Genomic DNA, 24,290 nt, shown 5'->3' on the forward strand with positions numbered 1-24,290 from the left:
GAGCGCGCACCGGGTGACCTGGCGCCAGGGGCGGCTGCCCGGCAGTTCCCCCGCCCGGGTCATCGCTCAGGCCGCCGTGCCCGGCAGTTCCCCCGCCCGGGGCACTGCTCAGGCCGCCGTGCCCGGTAGCGCGGCGGGGTCGGCCGGTTCCGCCGGATCGGTCACCTCAGGGAGCTCCGCCGGCTCCACGGGCAGTTCCGCCGTCACCAGGAAGCCCCCTCGCGGTGCCGGCCCCGCCTCCAACGATCCGCCCGCCGCCGCCAGCCGTTCCGTGAGGCCCTTGAGTCCGGTGCCACCGATCCCGGCGGCGGACGAGGGCAGGGACGAGGACGGGAACGGGGACGGGTCGGACGAGGACGGGGCGGACGAGGGCGGGTCGGGGGGAATGCCTCGGCCGTCGTCGGAGACGCGCGCGCGGACGCGTTCCGACGAGCCCTCCACCGAGATCTCGCACCGGCTCGCACCGCTGTGGCGTACGGCGTTGGTGACGGCCTCGCGGATCACCCAGCCCAGCAGCGCCTCGGTCTGGGCGGCGAGCGGCGGGCCCGACTGGCGGACGACCGGATCGATGCCGGCGGCCCCCAGGGCCGAGCGGGCCCGGTCCAGTTCCATGGCGAGGCTGCCCTCGCGGTACCCGGTCACCGCCTCGCGGATCTCCGTGAGCGCCTGGCGGCCCACCGACTCGATGTCCCCGACCTGGACGAGCGCCGCGTCGAGGTCGCGGTGGGCCAGGCGCCGGACCGCCTCCGACTTCACCACGATCACGGAGAGGGTGTGGCCGAGCAGGTCGTGGAGGTCACGGGAGAAGCGGAGGCGTTCCTTCTCGACGGCGCGACGGGCCAGTTCCTCACGGGCGGCACGGAGTTCGCGTACGGCCTCGGAGAGGGAGAGGATCGCCGCCGTCACCATGGTGGAGATGAACGTGCCGTACGCGATGTTCACCGCGTCCCAGCCGTCCCGGACCGCGGAGACGAGACCGGCGAGCACGCTCAGGCCGATGCCGGTCCTGCCGAGCCACCGGCCCCGGACGATCGCGCCCGTGGCCAGGCCGAGGAGAGGGAAGAAGAGCAGCCAGCTGCCGCCGTAGATGATGGCGAGCGTGCAGGTCACCACGCCCAGCGAGATCAGCATCACGCGGGTGGAGCGTGCCTCGCGTGCCTCTTTCACGAAGGCCCGGAACACCACACCGATGTAGAGGGAGTTGAAGGCGAATATGCCGATGCCGCCGATCCAGGGGTTCGGGGTCTTGCCCTGGAAGAGGTTGGAAAAGGCCCCCATACCCATGAGCAGCCAGGGCAGCAGGGAGAAGCCGTTGGGCGGCGGGCCCGCTTCCTCGGGAGGTTTTCCTGTCTTCCCCACGGCCCGCGCCAACCGCCACGCGCCCAACCGGCAGCTGACGGTTCTCATCCAGGACATGTCCTGCCCCCGTTCAGACGGTCCGCGCGGTCATGCGGTACGAGGTCACAGCGTACGAGCCGAAGGCCAGCAGCCAGAAGGCAAGGACCAGTAGGGCCCCGAGGGTCGGCGCATGTCCGTCGGCGACGGCCGTGCCGAGTTGTGCGAAACGGTTCGTCGGCGTGTACGGGGAAACGGAGCGCAGCCACTCCGGGAAGAGGCTGAGCGGGAACCACAGGCCGCCGACGACGGCCATCACCAGGTTGCAGCCCAGGTTCGCGACGCCCGTGGTCTGTGCGGTCAGCCGGTAGCCGTTGCCGAGACCGAGCAGGGTGAAGGGGATCGAGCCGAGCCACAGCAGCAGCGCGATCACGAACCACTTCCAGGCGTCCATGCGTACGCCGTTGACCACACCGCCCGCGGCCAGCACCGCGAGGATCGCCGGCAGCACCGTCACCGCCCCGGTGAGCGCCCGGCCGGCCACGACCTGACGTGGGGTCATCGGCGTGACGCGCAGTTGCCGCAGCCAGCCGTTCGCCTTGTCCTCGGCGACCCCGCCGCCGGTGTTCAGGGCCGAGCCCATCGCACCGTAAGCGGCCATGCCGACCATCGAGGCGGTCTTCCAGCCGCCGTCGTCGCCACCGCCGAGGTTGGTGAACAGCAGGTACATGGCCACCGGCATGACGACACCGCCGATCACGAAGCCGGTGTCACGCAGCGTCCGGCGCACTTCGAGCCGCAGATAGCCGAGCATCACACCGCCTCCAGATTCGCGGAAGAAGCAGGAGAAGAAGGAAGAGAAGAAGGAGGAGCAGAAGGAAGGGAAGAGGGGGCGGACGCAGCGTCGGCGGGAGAGGTCAGGGCCAGGAACGCGTCGTCCAGCGACGCCGCCACGACCTCCAGACCACGAATCGCGCCGCGCTCGGCGAGCGCGATCACGGTCGCGTCCGAGTCCTCGGTCCGCAGCCGGGCCCGGTCCCCGCGCACCTCCACGGAGACCACGCCGGGCAGCAGCGTCAGCCCCTCCGTGCCGGCCCCGGCCAGGTCGAAGGAGACGAGGTTGCCGCCAGCCGCGCGCCTGAGCTGCTCGCCGCTGCCGTCGGCGACGATCCGGCCCCGGTCGATGACGACGATCCGGTCGGCGTTGGCGTCCGCCTCCTCCAGGTAGTGGGTGGAGAAGAGGACGGTATGGCCGCGCCGCGCGTACGCCCGCATCGAGTCCCAGAAGGCGTGCCGCGCCTCCACATCGAGCGCGGCGGTGGGCTCGTCGAGCACGATCAGCGCGGGATTGCCGATGAGCGCGACCGCGAACCGGACCCGCTGCTGCTGGCCCCCGGAGAGCCGGTCGACGCGCCGATCGGCGAGCTCGGCGATGCCCGCGAGCTCCAGCGCCTCGGCGACGGGTATCGGCCGCGGATACGTACGGGCCACGAACCCGACCAGCTCGCCCACCGTCACCCTCGGCACCGGCCGGCCGTCCTGCAGCATCGCGCCCACACGGCCCGCCCGTACGGATTCTTCCGGCGTGACGCCGAAAAGCCGTACGACACCCTCGTCGGGTTCGTGCAGGCCGAGGAGCAGCGAGATCGCCGTGGACTTGCCGGCGCCGTTGCGGCCGAGCAGAGCGACCGTCTCGCCCGCCGCCAGCTCCAGATCGACGCCGTCCACGGCGCGCACCGCGCCGAAAGTCTTCACCGCCCCCGTGAAGGACACGGCCTGGCGTGTCCCAGCTGTCTGCCGTGTCTGCCCTGTCGGTGCTGTCTGTGCCGTCTGTGCCGTCTGTGCCGTCTCTGTCATGGGGACGACGCTACGAATCCGGGAGCGGGGTGCGGCAGATGCGCTTGTACGGACTCGGGCAGGACAAATGTCACGGCTCACCCATCTGACGTGCCGTCAGGAGTCTTCACATGTGCGGAGGGCTGGGTTATACAGGGGGTCGCGCCGGACTGGAACGCGTTCTAGAGCGGACGCGTTCCGCGGCCCAGTGTCGACCTCGGTGCGGCCGACGGTGCGGACGGCCGCACCGAGGTCTTTTCCGCCGGTAGTCAGGAGCCCCATGCCCATCGACGTTGCCCAGGCCCTCGCCGCCGAGCCCCGGTCCGCCGGGATCGCCTGGGGTCACAAGGACGTCCAGCTCTACCACCTCGGCCTCGGCGCCGGCGTTCCCGCGACCGGCCCCGACGAACTGCGCTACACCCTGGAGTCCAGGCTGCACGTCCTGCCGAGCTTCGCGACCGTCGCGGGCGCGGGGTCGCCCGGCGTGATCAACGGCCTCTCCATGCCCGGCGTCGACGTCAACCTCGCCCACGTCCTGCACGGCGGCCAGACCATCGCACTGCACCGCCCGATCCCCGTCGAGGGCGCGGCGGTCGCCACCACGCGCATCGCCGCCGTGTACGACAAGGGCAAGGCGGCGATCCTCGTCGTACGCACCGAAGTCGCCGACGACGAGGGTCCGTTGTGGACCAACGACGCCCAGATCTTCGTACGCGGCGAGGGCGGATTCGGCGGCGACCGTGGGCCCTCCACCCGATCCGAACCGCCAACAGGCGTACCGGACAAGACAGTCGAGCGCGAGATCCGCGAGGACCAGGCGCTCCTGTACCGGCTCTCCGGCGACTGGAACCCGCTGCACGCCGATCCCGAGTTCGCCAAGCTCGCCGGTTTCGACCGGCCCATCCTGCACGGGCTGTGCACCTACGGGATGACGCTCAAGGCGGTCGTGGACACGCTCCTCGGCGGTGACGTGGCGCGGGTCCGCTCCTACAGCACGCGCTTCGCCGGGGTCGTCTTCCCCGGCGAAACCCTCCGCATCCGGATGTGGCGGAAGGACGGCAGGGCCCAGGTGACGGTGACGGCGGTCGAGCGGGAGGACGCGCCGGTGCTGGCCGACACCATCGTCGAACACACATGAGGGGAGCCGCACCATGCGCGCAGCCGTACTGCACGAGATCGGCCAGGACAAGCTCGAGGTCCTCGACGACGTCGAGGCGGCGGGCTTCGGCCCCGGCCGGGTGAGGATCCGGGTGCGGGCCACCGGCCTGTGCCACTCCGACCTCTCGGCGATGGCCGGAGTCCTGCCGCAGCCCGCGCCGTTCGTGCCGGGGCACGAGGGGGCGGGCGAGATCCTGGAGGTGGGGGAGGGCGTCACGAACCTCAAGCCCGGCGACCGGGTCGTCGTCTGCTGGCTGCCGGCCTGCGGCGCCTGTCCCGCCTGCAAGCGCGGCCAGACCGAGCTGTGCCTGGCCGGGTTCATGAACGCGGGCACGCCCAACTTCAAGCGGCCCGGCGGCGATGTGTTCGGCATGGCGGGCACCGGGACCTTCACCGAGGAGGTCGTCGTCGACGCGGGCTGCGCCGTGCCCATCCCGGACGACGTGCCCTTCGACATCGCGGCCCTCATCGGCTGCGGGGTCACCACGGGACTCGGCGCCGCCCTCAACACCGCCGATGTGGAAGCCGGTTCGTCGGTCGCCGTCATCGGCTGCGGCGGCGTCGGTATCTCCGCGATCCAGGGCGCGCGGCTCAAGGGCGCCGCGGAGATCGTCGCCGTCGACCCCGTGCTCTCGCGCCGTGAGGCCGCCCTGAAGTTCGGCGCCACCAAGGCGGTGTCACCGGACGAACTCCCCGACGCCAAACAGGCGGTGACCGGCGGCGAGGGCTTCGACTACGTCTTCGAGGTCGTCGGCAGGTCCGCCACCGCCCGCACCGCCTACGAGAACACCCGCCGCGGCGGCACGCTGGTCGTCGTCGGCGCGGGCGCCATGGACGACTTCCTCCAGCTCAACATGTTTGAGCTGTTCTTCGACGAGAAGCGGATCCTGCCGTCCATGTACGGAGGAGGGGACGTCCTGCGTTCGTACGAGCGGACCATCGCGCTCTGGCGTGCCGGGCGCATCGACCTGGAGGGCCTGATCACCCACCGGGTGCCGCTGAGCGAGATCAACGAAGCCCTCGACCAGATGCGTACGGGTGTGGCACTGCGTACGTGCATCGAGATCTGATCCCCGACTGCCAACCACCGACTGCCAACCATCGACCGCGAACCACCGAGTGTGAACCACCGACTGCCGACTACCGCTTTTCGAAGGGACCTTGATGTCACTGCCGCTTGAGGGTCGGTCCGCGATCGTCACGGGTGCGGGCCGCGGGCTCGGCCGGGCGGAGGCGCTGGAACTCGCCCGACTGGGTGCCGCCGTCGTCGTCAACGACTTCGGGCAACCCGGCAGAGACGGCTCCGGGGACGCGTCGACCGGGCCCGCCGAGGAGGTCGCGGACGAGATCAGGCTGGCGGGCGGCCGCGCGGTCGCACACACCGGCGACGTGGCCGACCACCGACAGGCCCAGGGGCTCGTCGAGTTGGCGGTCGACACGTTCGGGCAGCTGGACATCCTCGTCAACAACGCCGGCATCCTGCGCGACAGGATGGTCTTCTCGATGACGGAGGAGGAGTGGGACTCTGTCATCCGCGTCCATCTCAAGGGGCACTTCAACACGACTCACTTCGCCTCCGCGCATTGGCGGGCCCGTTCCAAGGCGGCGGGCGGCCCGGTGTACGGGCGGATCGTCAACACCTCCTCAGAGGCGTTCCTGGCGGGGTCCGCCGGGCAGCCCAACTACGCGGCGGCCAAGGGCGGAATCGTCGGACTGACGACGTCCACGGCCCTGGCGCTCGCGAAGTACGGCGTCACGGCGAACGTGATCTGCCCGCGCGCCCGCACCCGGATGACCTCGGACGTCTTCGCCGGTTTCGCGGAGCCGGACGGCGACGGTCTCGACCCGCTGGCCCCCGAGCATGTCGCCCCACTCGTCGGCTACTTGGCGTCCCCGGCAGCCGACCGGATCAACGGCCAGCTGCTCGTCGTCCACGGCGGCATGGTCGCGGTCGTCGAACGCCCGCGGGTGGCGGCCAAGTTCGACACCAAGCAGGACGCCTTCACGTACGACGAACTGGAGGCGCTGCTCACGCCGCACTACGCGGACCGCCCGGCGGGCGAGACGTTCGCGGCGGCGGAGGTGCTGGGGCTCAAGCGCGGACAGGCGTAGAAGCACGTAGAAGCACACGGCCCCGCCCGACGAGCGTCGGGCGGGGCCGTGTGGCGTAGAGCCTGTGGTGTGGTCAGGCCGCCGCGTCGGTCTGCTCCGCGGGCTTGCGGTGCCGGCCGCGAGGGGTCGACTCGTCGTCCCGCGCGGAGACGGGCCCCCGGTGCCGACCACGGCCGTCGTCGGCGGCCTGAGCCACCGCCGCCCGCGGGTCGGCGGCCGCTCCCCGCGGGTCGCTTGCCGCCACGCGGGGGTCGTTGACCGCCACACGCGGGTCGGTGGCCGTCGTCTCCCTCTGGTTTGCGTCGTTCATGTGGAAGTTCACCCCGTCGACAAGATCCTTCGTACAGCGCGGGCGAGTCTAACAACGGACTTTCGGCCGATGAGAGGTGGTGGGGGCTACTCGGCAGTCACTTCCCCGGAGGGTCTTGTGCCGGTGCCGGAGGCCTGCGCCAACCGGCGTCCCGCGAAGGCGTTCGCGACCATCCGCCCCGTGAACGGCGCCTCCCGCAAGGGCACCGGACGGGCCGATGGGCGACCCTCGTGCGCCGGTGCGGACTCCGGTGGTTCCGTGACCGTCGGCACTGGAACCACCGGGCCCGCATTTCCCCGGAGCGCCTTCGCCGGACCCGCATTCGCCGGCCCCAGATTCCCCGACTCCGCATCCACCCCCGACCCCGCATCCGCCCCTACCCCCGCAGGCGCCGCCACCCGTGCCACGCCGCACGGCATCGCCTTCGTCGCGTACGGCAGATGGAGAGCCCCGTTCTTGGTCCACAGCCCGGAGCCGGTCAACCACCCTTCGGGCGCGCGGAGTTGGTGGACGTGTCGCTCGGCGGGCCGCCACACCCCGAGCCAGGTGCCGGAGGGGCCGTCGATCCGCAGCGCCACGGCGCAGCTCTCCGGCGTCAGCACCTGACCCGGCTGGATGGCGAACGGCGTCACCGCGAGGGGGGTGCCGCCCCCGTTCCCCTGGCCGTCCGGTGACCGGGGAGCGGCCAGCCGCAGGCACTCCGGGAAGCGCACCGGAAGCGTGCTCCCCAGCACCCCCCAGCCGAGCCGGGCTTGACCAGGTGACGGCGCGTCCGAGCGGATCAGCAGCAGGCCGCTGTCGGCGTCCGCGAGCAGCAGCCGGTCGTCGCTCTCCTCCGAGATCTGCAGCAGAGGCGACACCTCGCCCCCACGCCCCAGGTCGACCACGACCGCCTTGGTCCGGCCGTCCAACTCCCGGTCCAGGGCGAGCAGTCGGTCCTCGCCGCCCAGCCATGCCCCTCCCGAGCAGCGGCCCGGCACCTCGGCGAGATGCTCGGGCCCGAAGGCGCCGCCCGCCACCTGCCATACGGCGGTCGAAATCCGGCCCACGGCAAGGGCGTACGCGCGCGAGCCGCCGGGGGCGGGCGGCAGCAGCCGCAACTCCGTTGTGCCGGCCGGGCATTCCACCGCGCCCAGCGGTACCTCGCCCGTGCCCGGGCCGGTCGGGTACAGCAGCGAGAACGCGTGCCGCCCGTCCGTCACCCGGTGGATGAGGACCCGGCCGTCCGCCATCGGCAGCACCTCCGTGCCGGGCTCCTCCGGCTGGTTGCCCGGCAGCGGAACGGCGTACGGCTCGGGGCCGTCCAGCGTCCATCGCTCGGGGAACCAGGAATCGCCGTCCCGGGCCAGGCGCGCCGCGTAGGACCCGTCAGCTGTGATCACGCATCCTGCCCGCGCAGTCCACTCGTTCCGGTTCTCGGCGGACGATGCCGTTACCCCCGGCTCGGACGCAGCCGAGAGCTCGGGATAAGCACAGAGCGTCATCGTGGGTCACCTCCAGTGACGAAGTTAGTTTCGTACGCACAGATGAGGGACCGACGGGCAGCCGCTTCACACATAAGGGTGGCCGTGTGCTGATTCCGCTGAGGGAAAGGGGGTTGGTGTGCTGTGCATGATTCGGCGGTTTAAGGTGAGGCTCACCTAAGTGCAACCTGTGTGGCGCCTGAGTCCGAACCTGTGGAGTGTGTGCTGATGTCCTTTCGACGCCGCGGCTTTGCCGCCGTCGCCCTCGCCATGGCCGCAGCGCTCTCGCTCGCGGCCTGCGGGTCCGGTGACAGTGGTTCCGGTTCCGGTTCCGGGTCCGGGAAGTCCGACAACGGCAGCGGCAGCAAGTCCGTTGCCCAGGGCGGCGAGGACTTCGCGAAGGCGGCCGAGGAGACGGCCAGGATGGGCACCACGGCGAAGGCCGGGGAGTTCCCGCGCACGATCAAGCACGCCAGGGGCGAGACGGAGCTGAAGTCCCAGCCCAAGCGCGTCATCGTCCTCGACGTCGGCGAGCTCGACAACGTCGTCTCGCTGGGCGTCAAGCCCGTCGGCTACGCGCCCACCGAGGGCTCGGTCGCCCTCCCCTCGTACCTGAAGAAGGACGCGGGCAGCCCCAAGAACGTCGGCACCATCAACTCCCTCAACCTGGAAGCGATCGCGGCCCTCAAGCCCGACCTGATCCTCGGCAGCGAGCTGCGCGCCGCCAAGCTCTACCCGCAGCTCTCCCAGATCGCCCCCACGGTGTTCTCCATCCGCCCGGGCTTCACCTGGAAGGAGAACTACCTCCTCAACGCCGCCGCGCTCGACAAGACCGCCGAGGCGAAGAACAAGCTCGCCGCGTACAAGAAGAAGGCCAAGGCCCTCGGCGACGAACTGGGCTCCGACAAGCCCACCGTCACCATGCTCCGCTACATGCCGGGCGTCATCCGCCTCTACGCGAAGGCGTCCTTCATCGGCACGATCCTCGACGACGCCGGCATCCCGCGGCCCAAGAACCAGCAGATCAACGACCTCGCCGCGGAGATCAGCCCGGAGAAGATCGACGAGGCCGACGCCGACTGGATCTTCACCGGCGTCTACGGTGACGCGAAGAAGACGGACCGCGCGAGCGCCGAGGACAACCCGCTCTGGAAGAAGCTCGGCGCGGTGAAGAACGGCCAGGCCAAGGACGTACCGGACGAGACCTGGTACCTGGGTCTCGGGGTCACGGCGGCGGACCGGGTACTGGACGATCTGCGCGGTCACCTCGTGAAGTGAACCGCGGCCGACGAGGCACGAAGGAGAGGCGGGTAGCCTTTCTTTCGTGCCCCGTCTGTCTGAAGTCATCGCCGCGCTCGACGCTCTCTGGCCTCCCGAGAGGGCGGAGTCCTGGGACGCGGTCGGCACCGTCTGCGGAGACCCGGACCAGGAGGTCACGCGCGTACTGTTCGCCGTCGACCCCGTCCAGTCGATCGTGGACGAGGCGGTGAAGCTGGACGCCGACCTGCTGGTCACCCACCACCCGCTCTACCTGCGTGGTACGACGACGGTGGCGGCCTCGACCTTCAAGGGCCGGGCGGTCCACTCCCTCATCAAGAACGACATCGCGCTGCACGTCGCCCACACGAACGCCGACCGCGCCGACCCGGGAGTCAGCGATGCCCTCGCGGGCGCGCTGGACCTGCGCGTCGTACGCCCCCTCGTGCCGGACCCCGCCGACCCCGACGGCCGCCGCGGCCTGGGCCGGGTCTGCGAGCTGGACCACCCGCTGACCGTCCGCGAGCTGGCGGCGCGCGCCGCCGAGCGGCTGCCCGCCACCGCGCAGGGCATCCGCGTCGCGGGCGACCCCGAGGCGCTCGTACGGACCGTCGTGGTCAGCGGCGGCTCCGGCGACAGCCTCTTCGACGACGTGCGCGCCGCGGGCGTCGACGCCTTCCTCACCGCGGACCTGCGCCACCACCCGGCGTCCGAGGCCCGTGAGCACAGTCCTCTCGCGTTGCTCGACGCGGCGCACTGGGCCACCGAGTGGCCCTGGTGCGAGCTGGCCGCCGCCCAGCTCGACGAGATCTCCGACCGGAACGGATGGGGACTTCGCGTCCACGTCTCGAAGACGGTCACCGACCCCTGGACAACCCACTCCCCTTCACTTGGAGCCCCCAACTGAACGCTGCGCCCGCCGACCAGATCCGACTCCTCGACGTCCAGGCCCTCGACGTACGCCTGCAGCAGCTGGCGCACAAGCGGAAGTCGCTGCCCGAGCACGCCGAGATCGAGTCGCTGAACAAGGACCTCACGCAACTGCGCGACCTGCTCGTGGCCGCGCAGACCGAGGAGAGCGACTGCGCCCGCGAGCAGACGAAGGCCGAGCAGGACGTCGACCAGGTCCGCCAGCGTGCGGCCCGCGACCAGCAGCGCCTCGACTCCGGTGCCGTCACGTCCCCCAAGGACCTCGAGAACCTCCAGCACGAGATCGCCTCCCTCGCCAAGCGGCAGGGCGACCTGGAGGACGTCGTTCTGGAGGTCATGGAGCGCCGCGAGTCCGCGCAGGAGCGGGTGAGCGAGCTGACCGAGCGGGTCTCCTCCGTCCAGTCGAAGATCGACGACGCGACGGCGCGACGGGACGCGGCGTACGAGACGCTCGACGGCGAGGCGGCGTCGGCGACGAAGGAGCGCGAGGTCATCGCGGGCTCCGTCCCCGCCGACCTGCTGAAGCTCTACGACAAGCTGCGCGAGCAGCAGGGCGGCGTCGGCGCGGCCCGGCTCTTTCAGCGGCGCTGCGAGGGCTGCCGCCTGGAGCTCAACATCACCGAGGTGAACGACGTGAAGGCGGCCGCTCCGGACGCGGTGCTGCGCTGCGAGAACTGCCGCCGCATCCTCGTTCGCACCGCCGAGTCCGGCATCTGACTGGCATCTGACTGGCATCTAAGGAGCCTGCGCCTTGCGCGAGTTCATCGTCGAGGCCGACGGCGGTTCCCGGGGCAACCCGGGGCCCGCGGGCTACGGCGCCGTCGTCATCGACGCGGCGACGGGACAGGCGCTGGCCGAGGTGGCGGAGTACATCGGGCTCGCGACGAACAACGTCGCGGAGTACCGGGGGCTGCTGGCGGGCCTGCGCGCGGCCCGGGAGCTGGACCCCTCGGCCTCGGTCCGCGTCCGTATGGACTCCAAGCTCGTTGTGGAGCAGATGTCGGGCCGCTGGCAGATCAAGCACCCCGCCCTCAGGCCGATCGCCGGCGAGGCGAGCCGGGTGTTCCCGGCGGACCGGGTCACATACGAGTGGATCCCCCGCGCACAGAACAAGCACGCGGACCGTCTCGCCAACGAGGCGATGGACGCGGGCAAGCGGGGGGAGCGGTGGTCGGCGTCGAGTTCCTCGGCGCAGTTGGCGGCGTCGTCGCAGTCGGTGGAGTCGGTGGAGCCGGTGGAGCCGGTGGAGTCGGCGGAGTCGGTGGCGAAGGCCGATGCCGATGTGCGGGCCGCGCGGAACGTGGCGGCGGTCGGTGCCGCTCCCGACCTCGGGACGCCCGCGACCTTCGTACTGCTGAGGCACGGGGAGACGCCGCTGACGCCGCAGAAGCGGTTCTCCGGGAGCGGCGGGAGCGATCCGGGGCTGTCGGAGGCGGGGCGGACGCAGGCGGAGCGGGTCGCGGGGGCGCTCGCGGCGCGCGGCACCGTACAGGACATCGTGTCGTCGCCCCTGGCGCGCTGTCGCGAGACCGCCGGAGTCATTGCCGCGCGACTCGGGCTGGACGTGCGCGTCGAGGACGGGTTGCGGGAGACGGACTTCGGGGCGTGGGAAGGCCTCACCTTCGGTGAGGTGCGGGAGCGGTACCCGGAGGACCTGACCGCGTGGCTGGGCTCGGCGGAGGCCGAACCCACCGGCGGCGGCGAGAGCTTCGAGGCCGTCGCCCGGCGCGTGGCCACGGCCCGGGACGGTCTGATCGCCACCCACACCGGCCGCACCGTGCTCGTCGTCTCGCACGTCACGCCCATCAAGACCCTCGTACGGCTGGCCCTCGGCGCACCGCCGGAGTCCCTGTTCCGTATGGAGCTGTCGGCGGCCTCGCTCTCGGTGATCGCGTACTACGCGGACGGCAACGCGAGCCTGCGGATGCTCAACGACACGTCTCACCTGCGGTGAAGCGGATGTAGACGGTGTCGGTGTCGGTGTCGGCTGGTGCGTATCGCGCGTCGGTCACCGCCGCAGGCCCGCCGCCTCCCGCGCCAGCGTCTCCACCCGTGTCCAGTCCTTCGCCGCGACCGCGTCCTCCGGCAACATCCACGTACCGCCCACACACCCCACGTTGGGCAGCGCCAGATACTCCGGCGCGTTCGCCGGGCCGATTCCCCCGGTCGGACAGAACCGGGCCTGCGGCAACGGCCCGGCCAGCGACTTGAGATAGGCCGTACCGCCCGCGGCCCCCGCCGGGAAGAACTTCATCTCCCGCACCCCGCGCTCCAGCAGCGCCACGACCTCCGAGGTCGTCGAGACGCCCGGCAGGAACGGCAGCCCGGACGCCTTCATCGCGTCGAGGAGTACGTCGGTCCAGCCCGGGCTCACCAGAAAGCGGGCCCCCGCTTCCAGCACGTCCGTCACGTTCCGCGGCGAGATCACCGTGCCCGCCCCGACCAGCGCCTCCGGCACCTCGTCCGTGATCGCCCGGATCGCCTCCAGCGCCGCCGGCGTCCGCAAGGTCACCTCGATCGCGGGCAGCCCGCCCGCGACCAGTGCCCGCGCCAACGGCACGGCGTCGGCGACGTCCTCGACGACGACCACGGGGATGACGGGTGCGAGGTCCAGCAGGGACGACTCAGGCGGCGATACGGGTGACTCGGAGGAGGGCGGTGCGGAGGGCGGCGAGGAGGGCGGCGGCGAAGTCATGTCGTCATCCTGCCCATGGGCAGCAGCATGCGCAAAGAGTGTTGCGCATGCTGCAATGCAACGCGATGGGTAATGGGTTATGCGCAATGCACGTGCAGTTCAGTGGATCTCCGTCACGATCACATCCAGCGCCCAGGCCTTCCCCGCCCGCCCCGGCGCCTCGGCCTCCACCGCGTACCCGAGGTCCCGCAACGCCTCCACCAGCTCCGCCGGATCCTTGGGCGAGGCCCCCGCCGTCAGCAGGCTCCGCACGATCCTCCCCTTCGTCGCCTTGTTGAAGTGGCTGACGACCGACCGCTTCTCGACTCCGTCGACCAGCTGCGAGTGCAGCACCCGCACGCTCGCCGTACGCCCCGCGAGCTCCCCCTTCGGCTTCCACGCCGCCGCATAGGCGGAGGAGCGCAGATCGAGCACGAGCCGGTCACCGGCCGCCTCGGGCAGCACGGACGCCATCGGCGTACGCCAGTACGCGCCCAGCGCCCCCAGCCCCGGCAGCTTCACGCCCATCGAGCAGCGGTAGGAGGGGATCCGGTCCGTCACGCGGACCGCGCCCCACAGCCCCGAGAAGACGAGCAGCGACCGTGCCGCCCGCCGCTTCGCCGCCGCGTCGAGCGAGGCCAGGTCCAGCGCGTCGTACAGCACGCCCGTGTAGATCTCCCCGGCGGGCCGCGTCCCCGCGGTCCGCAGCTCCGTGTTCTTGGCGACCTCGCCCCGCAGGCCCTCGCTCAGCCCGAGCGCCTCGCGCGCCTTCTCCTCGTCGCCGGCGCACAGCTCGACCAATTCGTCCAGGACTGCCAGGCGCGCCTCAGTGAGTCCCGGCAGCGACAACGACTCCGGCTTCAGCGGTGCGCCCCGTCCGGACGGTGCCTTTCCTTCGGACGGCGGCAGCAGCACGAGCACGGCGGTTCTCCTTCAGTACGTACGAGAGGCACGCGTCAGCGTACGGGGTGCCGCCCGCACGGGTTCGTGTACGGGGTGCCGCCCGCACCGGTTCGCGTACGGGGTGCCCGCACCAGCCGTCGTACGGAGTGCTCGCACCAGCCGCCGTACAGGGTGCCGCCCGACCGGCCCCGACCTACGCTCGATCCATGCCCCGCCGCCACATCCGCGTGACCGCCGCAGCCGAGGCTCCCCTGCGGGCCGCCCTGCGCGCACTGCGAACCGAGCTCGGTGTGCCCGAGGGCTTCCCGCCCGACGTGCTCGCCGAGGCGGAGCGAGCCGCTCACGAGCCGACGCTGCCGACGTACGACGCGACGGACATCCCCCTGTTCACCATCGACCCGCCCGCCTCCACCGACCTCGACCAGGCGATGCACCTGGGCCACAGTCCGACCGGCTACCGCGTGCGGTACGCCATCGCCGACGTCGCCACCTTCGTCGCCCCCGGCACGGCCCTCGACGCCGAGACCCACCGCCGCGTCACCACCCTCTACTTCCCGGACGGGAAGACCCCCCTGCATCCGCCCGCGCTGAGCGAGGGCGTCGCGAGTCTGCTCCCGGGCCAGACCTGCCCTGCCGTGCTGTGGACGATCGACCTGGACCGGGACGGCCGCGTGCACACCACCGACGTACGCCGGGCCCTCGTCCGCAGCCGCGCCAAGCTCGACTACGAAGGCGTACAGAAACAGCTCGACACCCGCACCGCCGAGGAACCGCTCGCCCTCCTCAAGGACATCGGGCGCCTGCGCGAACAGCTGGAGATCGAACGCGGCGGCATCTCCCTCAACGTCCCCGAGCAGGAGATCATCCAGAGCGACCACACCTACGCACTCGCCTACCGGGCCCCGCGCCCGGCCGAGGGCTGGAACGCCCAGATCTCCCTCCTCACGGGCATGGCCGCGGCCGAGATGATGCTCGCCTACGGCACGGGCGTCCTGCGTACGCTCCCGGCCGTCCCCGACGGCGCGGTGGGCCGGCTGCGCCGTACCGCGCGGGCGCTGCGCATCGACTGGCCGCACCACGTCTCGTACGCCCAGCTGATCCGCTCGCTCGACCCGAAGCGGTCCCACCACGCGGCCTTCCTCCAGGAGTGCACGACGCTGCTGCGCGGCGCGGGCTACACCGTTTTCCGCGGCGGCAGGACCCCCGTCATCACCACGCACTCCGCCGTCGCCGCGCCCTACGCCCACTGCACGGCCCCGCTCCGCCGCCTCGTCGACCGTTTCGCCGCAGAACTCTGTCTGGCGGCGGCCGCGGACACGGTTCCGCCCGAGTGGGTCCTGGCCGCCCTCGGCGACCTTCCCGGACAGATGGCCGAGGGCACCCGGCGGGCGAGCGCGGTCGAGCGCGGTTGCCTGGACATCGTCGAGGCGGCGCTGCTCAAGGACCAGGTCGGCGAAGTCTTCGACGGCACCGTGGTGGACGTACAGGAACGTGAACCCGCAGTCGGAACCGTCCAGTTGGAGTCGCCGGCCGTGGTCGCCCGCATCGAGGGCGCGGGCAGGCTGCCGCTGGGGGAGCGGCTACGGGTGCGGCTCACCCGGGCGGACCCGGGGGCGGGCGGGGGCGCGCCGAAGGTGCTATTCGCTCCCGAGTGAGCTCGCGTGTCCGGTCGGCTGCTCGCTCATCGGTCTGCCGCCGTCTCGCGTGTCTCGCGCGCCTCCTGCGCCTCCCGCGCCTCCCGCGCCTCCCGCACTTCACGTACCAGCAGATCCGGCTCCTCCGCGTGGAAACGGATCACGCGCACGTCCCTGCGGCGGCCCAGGAAGGTGAAGTGCCTTACGGTCTCCGTCAGTTCGAGGGTGATCGTGGTCTGCGCGCCGACGGCCAGGTTGAGCTCGTCCGGAAGCTTCTCGTGTGTGTTGCGCGTCTCGCGGCGGACGGACGCGACGCGCTCCAGCGGGATCCGCAGATCGACATGGGCCGCGTTGCGAAGGCGCAGGTAGGAGGCGTCCAGGACGTGCGGCCGTACGACGGAGGCCGCGTACAGCTCCACGACGATGACCACGGTGTAGACGTCCAGGAACAGCATGATGCGGTGCAGGGTCGGATGGTCGCGCAGCAGCACCGCCATGGCGATCGTCTCCACGACGCACACGAACGCGAAGCCGAACATCATCGCGCCCTGCCCGCGCGCATAGCCGAACGCCCGGCCGGCGCCCACCCCGTGGGTCCGCCGGGCCACCCACAGCACGAGGCTCACGAACAGCCGCAGCTCATGCCCGGCCAGACGTCGCGCGAGCCCGACCGCCTTCACCGCGCACCACCCCGGTGCCGCCCCACGAGCAGCCGCATCGTGCGGCGGATAGCCTCAGCCTGCGCGGGCGCGAGGTCGTCGAGGAACGCCCGCAGGAAGCTGTGGTCCTCGTCCACCTCACCTATGCCGAGCCCGTCCAGGGCGGAGTCGGGCAGGCAGGAGGCGAGCAGCTCGGCGGCCTCGTCCACGCGCGGATCGCCCGGGTCGGCGTCCACGAGTTCGTCGAGCAGCGCGTACGCCTGGTGCGCGCGGTCCACCACGCCCGGCTCGCCGGTCGAGCCGCGCAACGCGGACAGCAGACGCTCCCGGTCCTCCGGGCCCGCGGCGGTGTCCAGCAGCGCGAGGATCTCACGGTCCTTGGCGGCCATGGGGGACTCGGACCGCACTGTCGAGTCCTGCGCCAAGTCACCGAAGAGTGCGGTCAGTTCGGGAGACACAGGCCCCTCGGCGGGCAGCCGCCCCGCCTCGGCCTCGGCCAGCAGCACCCGCAGCCGCGCCCGCCGCTCCTGGATCGCCGCCTCCTGCCGCGCGAGGTCGTCGTCGAGTTCCGCGAGCACCTCGGCGAGGTCGCGACCGGCGTCGTCCGCGAGTACGTCCCGCACCTCGGCGAGGCCCAGCCCCAGCTCCGTCAGCCGCCGGATCCGGGCGAGCGCGACGGCGTGCCGCAGCCCGTACTCGCGGTACCCGTTGGGGCGCCGCTCGGGTTCGGGCAGCAGCCCGAGATGGTGGTAGTGCCGGACGGTCCGCGTCGTGACGCCGACGGCCGCGGCGAGTTCTCCGATCCGCATGCGATCAGTAGAAACGTTGACGTTGCGGCGGGGTCAAGGGAGGGCGTTCGCGGCGGCCGGCGCTTCCCGACGACGCCGGCGATCGTGTGCCACGATCGAGGGAACAGTTCCCGATCTCATGGACGGGTGATCTTCCGATGTCCCAGTCTGGCGAGCGACCGAAGGAGGGGCGTGACATGACTGCCATGGCACACGAGCCGCTCACGCAGGAAGAGGTCCTGCTGGAGGGCTTTCTCGCCCTGGACACCCCGGAGGGTTTCCGGGCGGAACTGATCGAGGGGGACATCGTCGTGACACCGCCGCCGGACGGGGAGCACGAGCGCTATATCAGCCGGACTGTGCGGCAAGTGATCAGACGGTCCCGGACAGACATGGACTTCTCCGGGAACAAGGGCCTGAAACTGAGGAGCGGAGGGGCCTGCCCGAAGAACCACGTGATCCCGGACATCACTTTCGCCCCTGTTGAGCTGGACCTTTTCGGGGCCGCCAGCTCCTGGATGCCGTGTGATGGCGTCGCCATGGTGATGGAAGTGACGTCCACGAAACCTGAGACCGACCGCGAAGCCAAACGCCGCTGCTACGCCCGTGGCGGCATCCCCCTCTACCTACTGGTCGACCGCGTGGCCTCCTCCGTGACCCTGTTCAGCGACCCGGATAAGGACGAGTACCGGCAGCACTGCACCCTCCCCCTCGGCAAGTCCCTAGCCCTCCCTGAACCGTTTGCCTTCGACCTGGACACGACGGACTTCCTCTGAGTCTCTGAGCCCGCACCGGGCATAAGTACAGCCTTCGCGGGAGTTGCACAGAGCGTGCGAGGAGAGACAGGGACCGGGCGCGAGCAGGCCACCTGGACCAGGGCGACCCTGGGCCGGACCGGCCGCCCGCTCTACCTCCTCACCGCATGCTTCGACCAGCACCGCTACGCTCCCCACGCCCACGATGAGTTCACGATCGGCGTCTGCGTCGGCGGCGAGGAGGTCATCGACTACCGCGGCGGCCGGATCCGCACCGGCCCCGGCTCGATCGTCGTCCTGGCCCCTGGCGAGACCCACACCGGAGGCCCCGCCGCCTCCGACGGCTACGCCTACCGGGCCCTCTACGCCGAGCCCGCCCTCCTCACCGAGGGCATCCTGGGCGGCATCCCGCACTTCCGTGAGCCGCTCCTCGACGACCCCGAACTGGCCGCCGCCCTGCGCCTCACGCACACCGAACTCAGCGCCTGCCCCGACCCGCTGGAGGCCGAGTCCCGGATTCCGTGGCTGCTCACCGCCCTCGCCCGCCGCCACTCCACGGCCCGCCCGGTGTGCGACACGGTCCCCGACGCGAGCCGCATCGCCCACGCCGTACGAGACCGCCTGGCGGACGAACTCGTCGCCCCGCCCTCCCTCGCCGACCTGGCCACTGACCTGGGCCTGTCGCGCTACCAGCTCCTCCGGGCCTTCCGTACGGCCATGGGGCTGCCGCCGTACGCCTGGCTCGCCCAACACCGGGTGGCGCGGGCCCGAGGGCTGCTGGAAGCGGGGTACCGCCCCGCCGAGGCCGCCGCGCTGGTCGGCTTCGCGGACCAGGCGCACCTGACGCGCTGGTTCCGGCGGGTGCTCGGGGTGACCCCGGGGGCGTATCGCAACAGCGTTCAAGACCTGCGCCGTTGACCCGGCCGAGACTGCGCGCATGACTGCACGCGGCTGGCTTCTCTTCTCCCTGATGGGAGTGCTCTGGGGCATCCCCTACCTGATGATCAAAGTGGCCGTGGACGATGGTGTGTCCCCGTCCATGGTGGTGTTCGCGCGCTGCGCGCTGGGCGCCATACTCCTGCTGCCCTTCGCGGTACGGCAGGGGAACCTCGCCCGTGTCGTGGGCACGCACTGGCGCCCGATGCTGGCCTTCGCGTGCATCGAGATCATCGGCCCCTGGTGGACACTGACGGACGCCGAGCGGCATCTGTCCAGCTCGACGGCGGGCCTGCTGATCGCGGGCGTACCGATCGTCGGCGTCGTACTGGCCCGCTTCTTCGGCGACACGGAACGGCTGGGCGCCCGCCGGATCACGGGCCTGGCGCTGGGCCTGGGCGGAGTGGCGGTCCTCACGGCCCCGCACCTGACGGGCGGCGACGCCCGCTCCCTCGCGGAGGTGGGAGTGACGGTGGTCGGCTACGCGACCGCTCCGCTGATCATGGCCCGCCACCTCAAGCAGGTCCCGACGCTCCAGCTGATCGCCCCGTGCCTGCTCCTCGCGACGCTCGTGTACGCCCCCGCCGCGGCGGCGACGTGGCCGTCCGAGACCCCCTCACCCTCCGTCCTGGCCTCGCTCGCGGGCCTGGGCGTCATCTGCACGGCCCTCGCCTTCGTCGTCTTCCTGGAGCTGATCAGGGAGGCGGGCCCGACCCGGGCGGTGGTCTTCACGTACGTCAACCCGGCCGTGGCGGTGGCGGCGGGCGTGCTGCTCCTGGACGAACAGCTGACAGCCGGGGTCGTGGCGGCCTTCACCCTGATCCTCCTGGGCTCGTTCCTGGCGACGGCCTCGGGCCCGACGCCGGGACCGAGGCGGTCCGCACGCCCGGTAGCATGGTCCACACGGCAGACGAGCCGGGCGGACGGCCGCGTGGAGGTCCCTGTGGATCTCCCCGAGGAACGTCCGGGCTCCACAGGGCAGGGTGGTGGCTAACGGCCACCCGGGGTGACCCGCGGGACAGTGCCACAGAAAGCAAACCGCCGAGAGCTCCGGCTTTCGGTAAGGGTGAAACGGTGGTGTAAGAGACCACCAGCGCCTGAGGTGACTCAGGCGGCTAGGTAAACCCCACCCGGAGCAAGGTCAAGAGGAGCCGCTTGGCGACAGGCGGCTCTGCGCGGACGTTCGAGGGCTGCCCGCCCGAGTCCGCGGGTAGACCGCACGAGGCCGGCGGCAACGCCGGCCCTAGATGGATGGCCGTCGCCGGAGGGTTCGCAAGACCCCTCCGGAACAGAACCCGGCGTACAGCCCGACTCGTCTGCCGCTGGGGCTCTGACCTGGGTTTACGACCTGGTCGGGACCCATTCGCATGGGGTGGGACCTCTCACTTCTGCCTGTGAGCTCCCAAAGTGATCCAAGGTGACCTCATCACCTTGGCGGACTTGCAGACTGCCCAGGTGCTGCTGACCTCGCCTGTCTGCCACGAAAACCTCCGCAGGTGCCCAAGCCTGCACGGCCGACCCCGCGAGGAAGTGGCATCCAGGAATCTCTTGACTTCGAGGCGTGATGCTCACTCCGTCGAGGCCCGGTACGGAGGTCACTGCTCGGAAGGAAGGAAACGACTTCCCTTTCCACTGTGGGACACATGCAGTTCCTCGCGAGCACGGGTGCAGGCGACGAAAAGAAGGCAGCGCTCGGTCAGCATGTCCGTGCGGTGCTGCATTGGGTCCACGTCGAGAGGCGTGACGGCGGGCGGGAAGGGAAAGGCTCCGGCTGTCACGCCGATCACCGCGACGCACCGGAACTCCAAGCCTTTCATGGCGTGCAAGGTTGCGAGGCGCAGACCGTCGTCTTGATGCGTGGGGCCGTCCTTGACCATGACCACGGGCAGTCCGGCGCGCTCCATACGGGCTCTGACCTTGTCGAGTGTCTGATGGAAACGGGCAGTCACGGCAATGTCCGTCGGCGCAACGCCGCCCGCCACCCATGAGCGGACCTTCTCGACGACCGCGGTCAGCTCCGCTTCCTCCCTGCTGAAGTCGGCGAGCGAGGGACGATGTCCGTGGAGCAGGGAGCGATAGCCGGCGAGCGAGTCCAAGCCATCACCCGAGAGACTCTCCACAGTCTCCTCCTGCATCAACTGCGCCGCCCAGCGCAGAATCTCCTCCGTGCTCCGGTAGTTGATGCGCAGTCGGCTCGACCGCCCGGCCACGGGTATGCCGAGCGAGCCCAGTGAGACACGGGAGTCGTAGATGCGCTGGTGCGGATCTCCGGTGATGAAGAGATCGTCGGGGCCCGGCGTTACGGCTCCGCGGAGCACACGCCACTGCACCGGATGCAGGTCCTGAGCCTCGTCGACCACCACATGTGCGTACGGAGTCTCCGCCGTACGGTTCAGCAGCCTGGCTGCCTCGGCGCAGAGCTGCAGATACGTGCACTTACCGTCTTTGCGCAGCCCCTCCTCGAACATCTTCACCGCCCGCCACACTTGGACCCGCTTGACCGGTCCCAGAGCCGACCCCCTGCCGCGGCGCACGGCCCTCAGGTACTCGTCCTCGGTGCCGATCGACTGGGCCAGCACCACATGCCGGTACTCCTGGGACAGAAACTGCTCGCTCCAGTCGAGGGCCAGACTCTGGCGTATCTTGCGCCAGCGGAAGCGTTCGTCGGCGTCGTCGCAGAGCCTGGGCACAGAGCCGCGCAGGCGCCGCACGACATCCCGGGCCAGCGCGTCGACCGTGGTGATGTCGACGTGTCGGAGAAGAGCGTCGTCCTCCAAGAGCAGCGCCAGGTTCTCCCGCAGGGACTGTGCCAGTGCCGTCGTGTACGTCGTGAGTAGGATCCTGCTGGTCCGCGGTGACCGCTGGAGCAGGTGCTTCACCCGGTGCAGGGCGACTACGGTCTTGCCGGTTCCGGGGCCGCCGCTGACCTGGGCCGGGCCCCCGAACGTCGCACGGTAGGCGACCCTTCGCTGCGCGGGATGGAGGAAGATGCGCCAGGCGGCGAACGGCTTGGTGAGGATGTCCTCCAGCTCCTCGGCCCCCGTGACGACGGTAATCCGGCTGTGTGTGTTGGCGATGGCCGACGACAGGTCGTCGGGGTCGTAGGGCCCGGCGTCCGCAGGGCGGCGCAGGGCGACGACCTCTCGCCAGACCGTGTCCTCGTCGTACCCCTCGGCGAGAAACTGCAGGACCTCGAACTGGTCCTCGGGAAAGAGCGAGGCGAAGGCCTCCAACTGAGGCTTGTCGAGGATGGTCCGGGCCGCTCGCAGCGTTCCGTCGTCGATGCCGAGTCGTGAGAGGGAGGCGTCCGAGAGGCCGTCGAAGAGCCGGGCGGATGCTTGCGCCGCCTTGTGCTCCAGGACAGGCGTGAGCTGCTCGATGACGACGGCGTTGCGCACCTCGAGGCCGCGTGTGGCGCTGTTGATCGTGTAGAGGCGCTTAGCCGCCCACTCGTACGCCTTGTCGTGCGGCACGACGTTCACCAGGAGGAACGTGTCACTTCCGTCGTCCGGAGCGAGTACGACGCCACGCCAGAAGTCCGTGATCCGGATGGTCCGCATCCGACGATCGGCGGCCTTCTCCACGGATTCCAGGTGGAGTCCCTTGTCGGCGTGGAGTTCCGCGACGCTGAGTTGCTGGAACTTCTTCATCGCCTTCCGCACGCCTGCCCGGACCGGCTTTTCCAACTGTTCGTACTTGTCCCAGAAGGTGTTGGCGAAAGCCAGCTGCGGCAACGGCCCGTCCCTCCCCATGCGGTGCGATGTGGCACACCCTATGGCCTACCCGTATTCCAACAGAATCTTGTGCAGTCGTGTGGACGCTGCCGAACCGGGCAGCCTGCCGTCGGCGATCGCACGGATGATTTGCGCGCCGTGGCGTCCTGCTAGCCGGATGAGCGCTGTCCGGCCCAGTGGGACGCCACGCGCCGTGCAGCGAGGGCCCCGAGGCGGACGGGTTCACGGCACTGGAGGGCGAGGCAGCCGACCGGGTCCGCGCGAGCGCCCTCTGGCTCGCCCTGTGCAGTGCCCCGGACGGTCCGAACGCGTCGGTGCTGCGCGACATGATCAAGCAGGAGACACGGGCCGACGACGTCCTGCTCGACGCCCTGCTGGCCGACCAGTGCTCAGCGGGTGGCGGAACACGTCACGGAGTTCGCCGAGGCACACCCCTGGGCACCGGGTCAGCGTGATCCTCCGCCATACCCACCACCAGATGGATCTGGTCGCCCTCCTGGAGCGACGGCTGCCGAGCTCACGTCTCCAGGTGTACGTCGGCGAGTCGACCGGCCGCTACCGCACCCTCGATATGACCCGCCCCGGCGTGACGGTCCTGACCCGGGCCAGCGTCAAGGGCCTCGACTTCGACGCGGTCCTCGTCCCCGACACCCACCTCGACGCTGACGACGACCCGACCGGCGCAGGTCTGCGCATGCTGTACTACGTCCTGGTCACCCGCGCCCGCACGCATCTGTTCCTGGGATACACCGGGGAGACGGAGCCACCGCTGCTGGCGGCGGTCCCGGCAACGGACCTGGTGCGGAACGAGGATCACCGCCGCTGAAGGGCGTAGTCGTCGACGACCGCCCCGTACGGCTTGAGAAGTGGCTGCAACTCGCGCTTGACGAGCGCCGTATCGGGCTCGGGAAGCCGGAGCGAGGCCCGGCGCATGCGGACACTCCAGGAGGCGGGGTCGGGGAATACCTGGAGGTCTTTCACGAGGTCGCGCAGCACCACGCCCTCCCGGAAGGGCGTCATGTCGTGGATGCGCATTTGGCACCCCTCCGTGTAGCGGCGATCCCGGATGACGACTGGCTCGGCGAGGGTGCTCACCTCGCTGATGAGGGTCGCCAGGCCGATGATCCGGCCGAGGTCCCGGGTCGGGTTTCCGAAGCAGCCGCGTGTGGTGTACAGCAGCACCTCGTCGCCCTTTCCGAGGGTGAGGGACTGGCGGGTACGGCCGGACGGGAAGGCCATGCGCTGGTTCTCCAGGACCCAGGCGAGGGGTTCACGGTCGTTGATGATCAGCAGATGGGTGACGGGTGCGTTCGACGAGGGCACGGGGTGTCTCCTTCCACGACAGGTAAGAACTGGGTACGGGAAAAGCGCTGCTCACACTGTCCTGGGCGGCCTGCGCAGGGACTTGATCTCCTCACCGCTGCGGGTGACGCGCCAGAATGACCACCCGTTCGCGTGCGGGGACGTCCGCTCGGGGTTCACGGCGTGGATCACCGCCATGGCGGCGGCGCTGGGCGAGGGGTAGGTCTGGCCCGCCGCCCCCGGTCCGTCCGTGACCTTTAGGGACCGGGTGGCCGGATCGAAGAGTCCGGTGACCCGTGTTCCTCGGTACACCGCATGGACGGGGACGTCCTTCGGCTCGTCATCGGCCTCCTCCGCGGTACTCCACAACTCCACCAGCCGCCTGATCACCTCGGACGGGGTACACCCCATGACGCGGGCGGCGAAGACGACCTTGTCGTGCGTCTGCTGATCGAGCCTAATAGCTAGCATAGCAACTATTAGTGCTCAAGATGTCGTAGCCTG

At 70.7% G+C, this 24,290-nt stretch carries 24 protein-coding genes, 1 other RNA gene and 1 pseudogene; 14 read left to right on the forward strand and 12 right to left on the reverse strand.

Features of this window, described 5'->3' with window-relative positions:
- Positions 1-108 precede the first annotated feature (108 nt).
- Genes FE633_RS04490 through FE633_RS04500 form a run of 3 tightly spaced genes read right to left on the reverse strand, consistent with a single transcriptional unit; the run spans position 109 to position 3,108 of the window.
- A complete protein-coding gene (locus FE633_RS04490; RefSeq protein ID WP_138043748.1) occupies positions 109-1,416 on the reverse strand; it encodes a sensor histidine kinase in 1,308 nt (435 codons plus the stop codon).
- A gap of 13 nt (positions 1,417-1,429) precedes the next feature.
- Positions 1,430-2,149, reverse strand: a complete 720-nt coding sequence (locus FE633_RS04495; RefSeq protein ID WP_138043749.1) for an ABC transporter permease — start codon at positions 2,147-2,149, stop codon at positions 1,430-1,432.
- A complete protein-coding gene (locus FE633_RS04500; protein ID WP_246113424.1) occupies positions 2,149-3,108 on the reverse strand; it encodes an ABC transporter ATP-binding protein in 960 nt (319 codons plus the stop codon). The genes FE633_RS04495 and FE633_RS04500 overlap by 1 nt, the downstream gene beginning before the upstream one ends.
- Positions 3,109-3,451: 343 nt before the next feature.
- On the opposite strand from FE633_RS04500, the gene FE633_RS04505 reads away from it, so the two are divergent.
- The 3 genes from FE633_RS04505 to FE633_RS04515 all read left to right on the forward strand — a co-directional run bounded on the left by FE633_RS04505 (position 3,452) and on the right by FE633_RS04515 (position 6,441).
- Positions 3,452-4,309, forward strand: a complete 858-nt coding sequence (locus tag FE633_RS04505; protein ID WP_138043751.1) for a MaoC/PaaZ C-terminal domain-containing protein — start codon at positions 3,452-3,454, stop codon at positions 4,307-4,309.
- Positions 4,310-4,322: 13 nt separating this feature from the next.
- Positions 4,323-5,399: a Zn-dependent alcohol dehydrogenase gene (locus FE633_RS04510; RefSeq protein WP_138043752.1), complete on the forward strand. Its 1,077-nt coding sequence runs from the start codon at positions 4,323-4,325 to the stop codon at positions 5,397-5,399.
- A gap of 94 nt (positions 5,400-5,493) precedes the next feature.
- Positions 5,494-6,441, forward strand: coding sequence for a 3-oxoacyl-ACP reductase (locus tag FE633_RS04515; RefSeq protein ID WP_138043753.1), 948 nt, complete (start codon positions 5,494-5,496; stop codon positions 6,439-6,441).
- A gap of 73 nt (positions 6,442-6,514) precedes the next feature.
- Here FE633_RS04515 and FE633_RS04520 read toward each other — a convergent pair whose 3' ends face one another.
- Positions 6,515-6,751: a hypothetical protein gene (locus FE633_RS04520; protein WP_138043754.1), complete on the reverse strand. Its 237-nt coding sequence runs from the start codon at positions 6,749-6,751 to the stop codon at positions 6,515-6,517.
- 86 nt (positions 6,752-6,837) lie between these two features.
- On the reverse strand, positions 6,838-8,235 hold the full coding sequence (locus tag FE633_RS04525; protein ID WP_246113404.1) for a hypothetical protein: 1,398 nt from the start codon (positions 8,233-8,235) through the stop codon (positions 6,838-6,840).
- A 207-nt stretch (positions 8,236-8,442) separates the two neighbouring features.
- Between FE633_RS04525 and FE633_RS04530 the strand changes: the two genes are divergently transcribed.
- Genes FE633_RS04530 through FE633_RS04545 form a run of 4 tightly spaced genes read left to right on the forward strand, consistent with a single transcriptional unit; the run spans position 8,443 to position 12,355 of the window.
- Positions 8,443-9,492 carry an ABC transporter substrate-binding protein gene (locus tag FE633_RS04530; RefSeq protein ID WP_138043755.1) on the forward strand — a complete coding sequence of 350 codons (1,050 nt, stop codon included), beginning with the start codon at positions 8,443-8,445 and terminating at the stop codon, positions 9,490-9,492.
- Positions 9,493-9,538: 46 nt separating this feature from the next.
- A complete protein-coding gene (locus FE633_RS04535; protein WP_138043756.1) occupies positions 9,539-10,378 on the forward strand; it encodes a Nif3-like dinuclear metal center hexameric protein in 840 nt (279 codons plus the stop codon).
- On the forward strand, positions 10,375-11,118 hold the full coding sequence (locus FE633_RS04540; protein WP_212747158.1) for a zinc ribbon domain-containing protein: 744 nt from the start codon (positions 10,375-10,377) through the stop codon (positions 11,116-11,118). The genes FE633_RS04535 and FE633_RS04540 overlap by 4 nt, the downstream gene beginning before the upstream one ends.
- A gap of 34 nt (positions 11,119-11,152) precedes the next feature.
- Positions 11,153-12,355 (forward strand): bifunctional RNase H/acid phosphatase, encoded by a 1,203-nt coding sequence (locus tag FE633_RS04545; RefSeq protein WP_138043758.1) that lies wholly within the window; start codon positions 11,153-11,155, stop codon positions 12,353-12,355.
- A gap of 54 nt (positions 12,356-12,409) precedes the next feature.
- On the opposite strand, the gene eda is transcribed toward FE633_RS04545, so the two are convergent.
- Together eda and yaaA are read right to left on the reverse strand one after the other, a co-directional pair.
- Positions 12,410-13,096: a bifunctional 4-hydroxy-2-oxoglutarate aldolase/2-dehydro-3-deoxy-phosphogluconate aldolase gene (eda, locus tag FE633_RS04550; RefSeq protein WP_138043759.1), complete on the reverse strand. Its 687-nt coding sequence runs from the start codon at positions 13,094-13,096 to the stop codon at positions 12,410-12,412.
- A gap of 99 nt (positions 13,097-13,195) precedes the next feature.
- Positions 13,196-13,996, reverse strand: coding sequence for a peroxide stress protein YaaA (yaaA, locus tag FE633_RS04555; RefSeq protein WP_138043760.1), 801 nt, complete (start codon positions 13,994-13,996; stop codon positions 13,196-13,198).
- Positions 13,997-14,184: 188 nt separating this feature from the next.
- Here yaaA and FE633_RS04560 point away from each other — a divergent pair, with 188 nt between their 5' ends.
- On the forward strand, positions 14,185-15,633 hold the full coding sequence (locus FE633_RS04560) for an RNB domain-containing ribonuclease (protein WP_138043761.1): 1,449 nt from the start codon (positions 14,185-14,187) through the stop codon (positions 15,631-15,633).
- A gap of 26 nt (positions 15,634-15,659) precedes the next feature.
- Here the strand turns inward: FE633_RS04560 and FE633_RS04565 are convergent, their stop codons facing one another.
- Together FE633_RS04565 and FE633_RS04570 are read right to left on the reverse strand one after the other, a co-directional pair.
- Positions 15,660-16,292 carry a hypothetical protein gene (locus tag FE633_RS04565; RefSeq protein WP_138043762.1) on the reverse strand — a complete coding sequence of 211 codons (633 nt, stop codon included), beginning with the start codon at positions 16,290-16,292 and terminating at the stop codon, positions 15,660-15,662.
- Positions 16,289-17,080 carry a MerR family transcriptional regulator gene (locus FE633_RS04570; protein WP_138043763.1) on the reverse strand — a complete coding sequence of 264 codons (792 nt, stop codon included), beginning with the start codon at positions 17,078-17,080 and terminating at the stop codon, positions 16,289-16,291. The genes FE633_RS04565 and FE633_RS04570 overlap by 4 nt, the downstream gene beginning before the upstream one ends.
- Positions 17,081-17,256: 176 nt before the next feature.
- Here FE633_RS04570 and FE633_RS04575 point away from each other — a divergent pair, with 176 nt between their 5' ends.
- The 4 genes and pseudogenes from FE633_RS04575 (at position 17,257) to rnpB (ending at position 20,069) form a co-directional block, all read left to right on the forward strand.
- Positions 17,257-17,835, forward strand: coding sequence for a Uma2 family endonuclease (locus FE633_RS04575; protein WP_171059796.1), 579 nt, complete (start codon positions 17,257-17,259; stop codon positions 17,833-17,835).
- 54 nt (positions 17,836-17,889) lie between these two features.
- Positions 17,890-18,732 carry an AraC family transcriptional regulator gene (locus FE633_RS04580; RefSeq protein WP_138043765.1) on the forward strand — a complete coding sequence of 281 codons (843 nt, stop codon included), beginning with the start codon at positions 17,890-17,892 and terminating at the stop codon, positions 18,730-18,732.
- A gap of 19 nt (positions 18,733-18,751) precedes the next feature.
- A pseudogene (locus FE633_RS49690) lies at positions 18,752-19,534 on the forward strand (DMT family transporter); the annotation flags it as partial.
- Between the two features lie 127 nt (positions 19,535-19,661).
- An RNA gene (gene rnpB / locus FE633_RS04595) (RNase P RNA component class A) lies at positions 19,662-20,069 on the forward strand.
- A 276-nt stretch (positions 20,070-20,345) separates the two neighbouring features.
- Here rnpB and FE633_RS04600 read toward each other — a convergent pair.
- On the reverse strand, positions 20,346-22,484 hold the full coding sequence (locus tag FE633_RS04600) for a UvrD-helicase domain-containing protein (RefSeq protein ID WP_138043766.1): 2,139 nt from the start codon (positions 22,482-22,484) through the stop codon (positions 20,346-20,348).
- Positions 22,485-22,660: 176 nt separating this feature from the next.
- Between FE633_RS04600 and FE633_RS04605 the strand changes: the two genes are divergently transcribed.
- A complete protein-coding gene (locus tag FE633_RS04605; protein ID WP_138043767.1) occupies positions 22,661-22,939 on the forward strand; it encodes a hypothetical protein in 279 nt (92 codons plus the stop codon).
- Positions 22,940-22,962: 23 nt separating this feature from the next.
- Entirely contained in the window at positions 22,963-23,310 is a 348-nt protein-coding gene (locus tag FE633_RS04610) for an ATP-binding domain-containing protein (protein WP_138043768.1), read from the forward strand.
- Here the strand turns inward: FE633_RS04610 and FE633_RS04615 are convergent.
- Positions 23,298-23,807 (reverse strand): hypothetical protein, encoded by a 510-nt coding sequence (locus tag FE633_RS04615; protein WP_138043769.1) that lies wholly within the window; start codon positions 23,805-23,807, stop codon positions 23,298-23,300. The two genes, FE633_RS04610 and FE633_RS04615, sit on opposite strands and share 13 nt — an antisense overlap.
- A 51-nt stretch (positions 23,808-23,858) precedes the next feature.
- Positions 23,859-24,257 carry a hypothetical protein gene (locus FE633_RS04620; protein WP_138043770.1) on the reverse strand — a complete coding sequence of 133 codons (399 nt, stop codon included), beginning with the start codon at positions 24,255-24,257 and terminating at the stop codon, positions 23,859-23,861.
- Positions 24,258-24,290: the final 33 nt, after the last annotated feature.

It is taken from the genome of Streptomyces montanus, from assembly GCF_005786655.1.
Taxonomy (GTDB): Bacteria; Actinomycetota; Actinomycetes; order Streptomycetales; family Streptomycetaceae; genus Streptomyces; species Streptomyces sporangiiformans.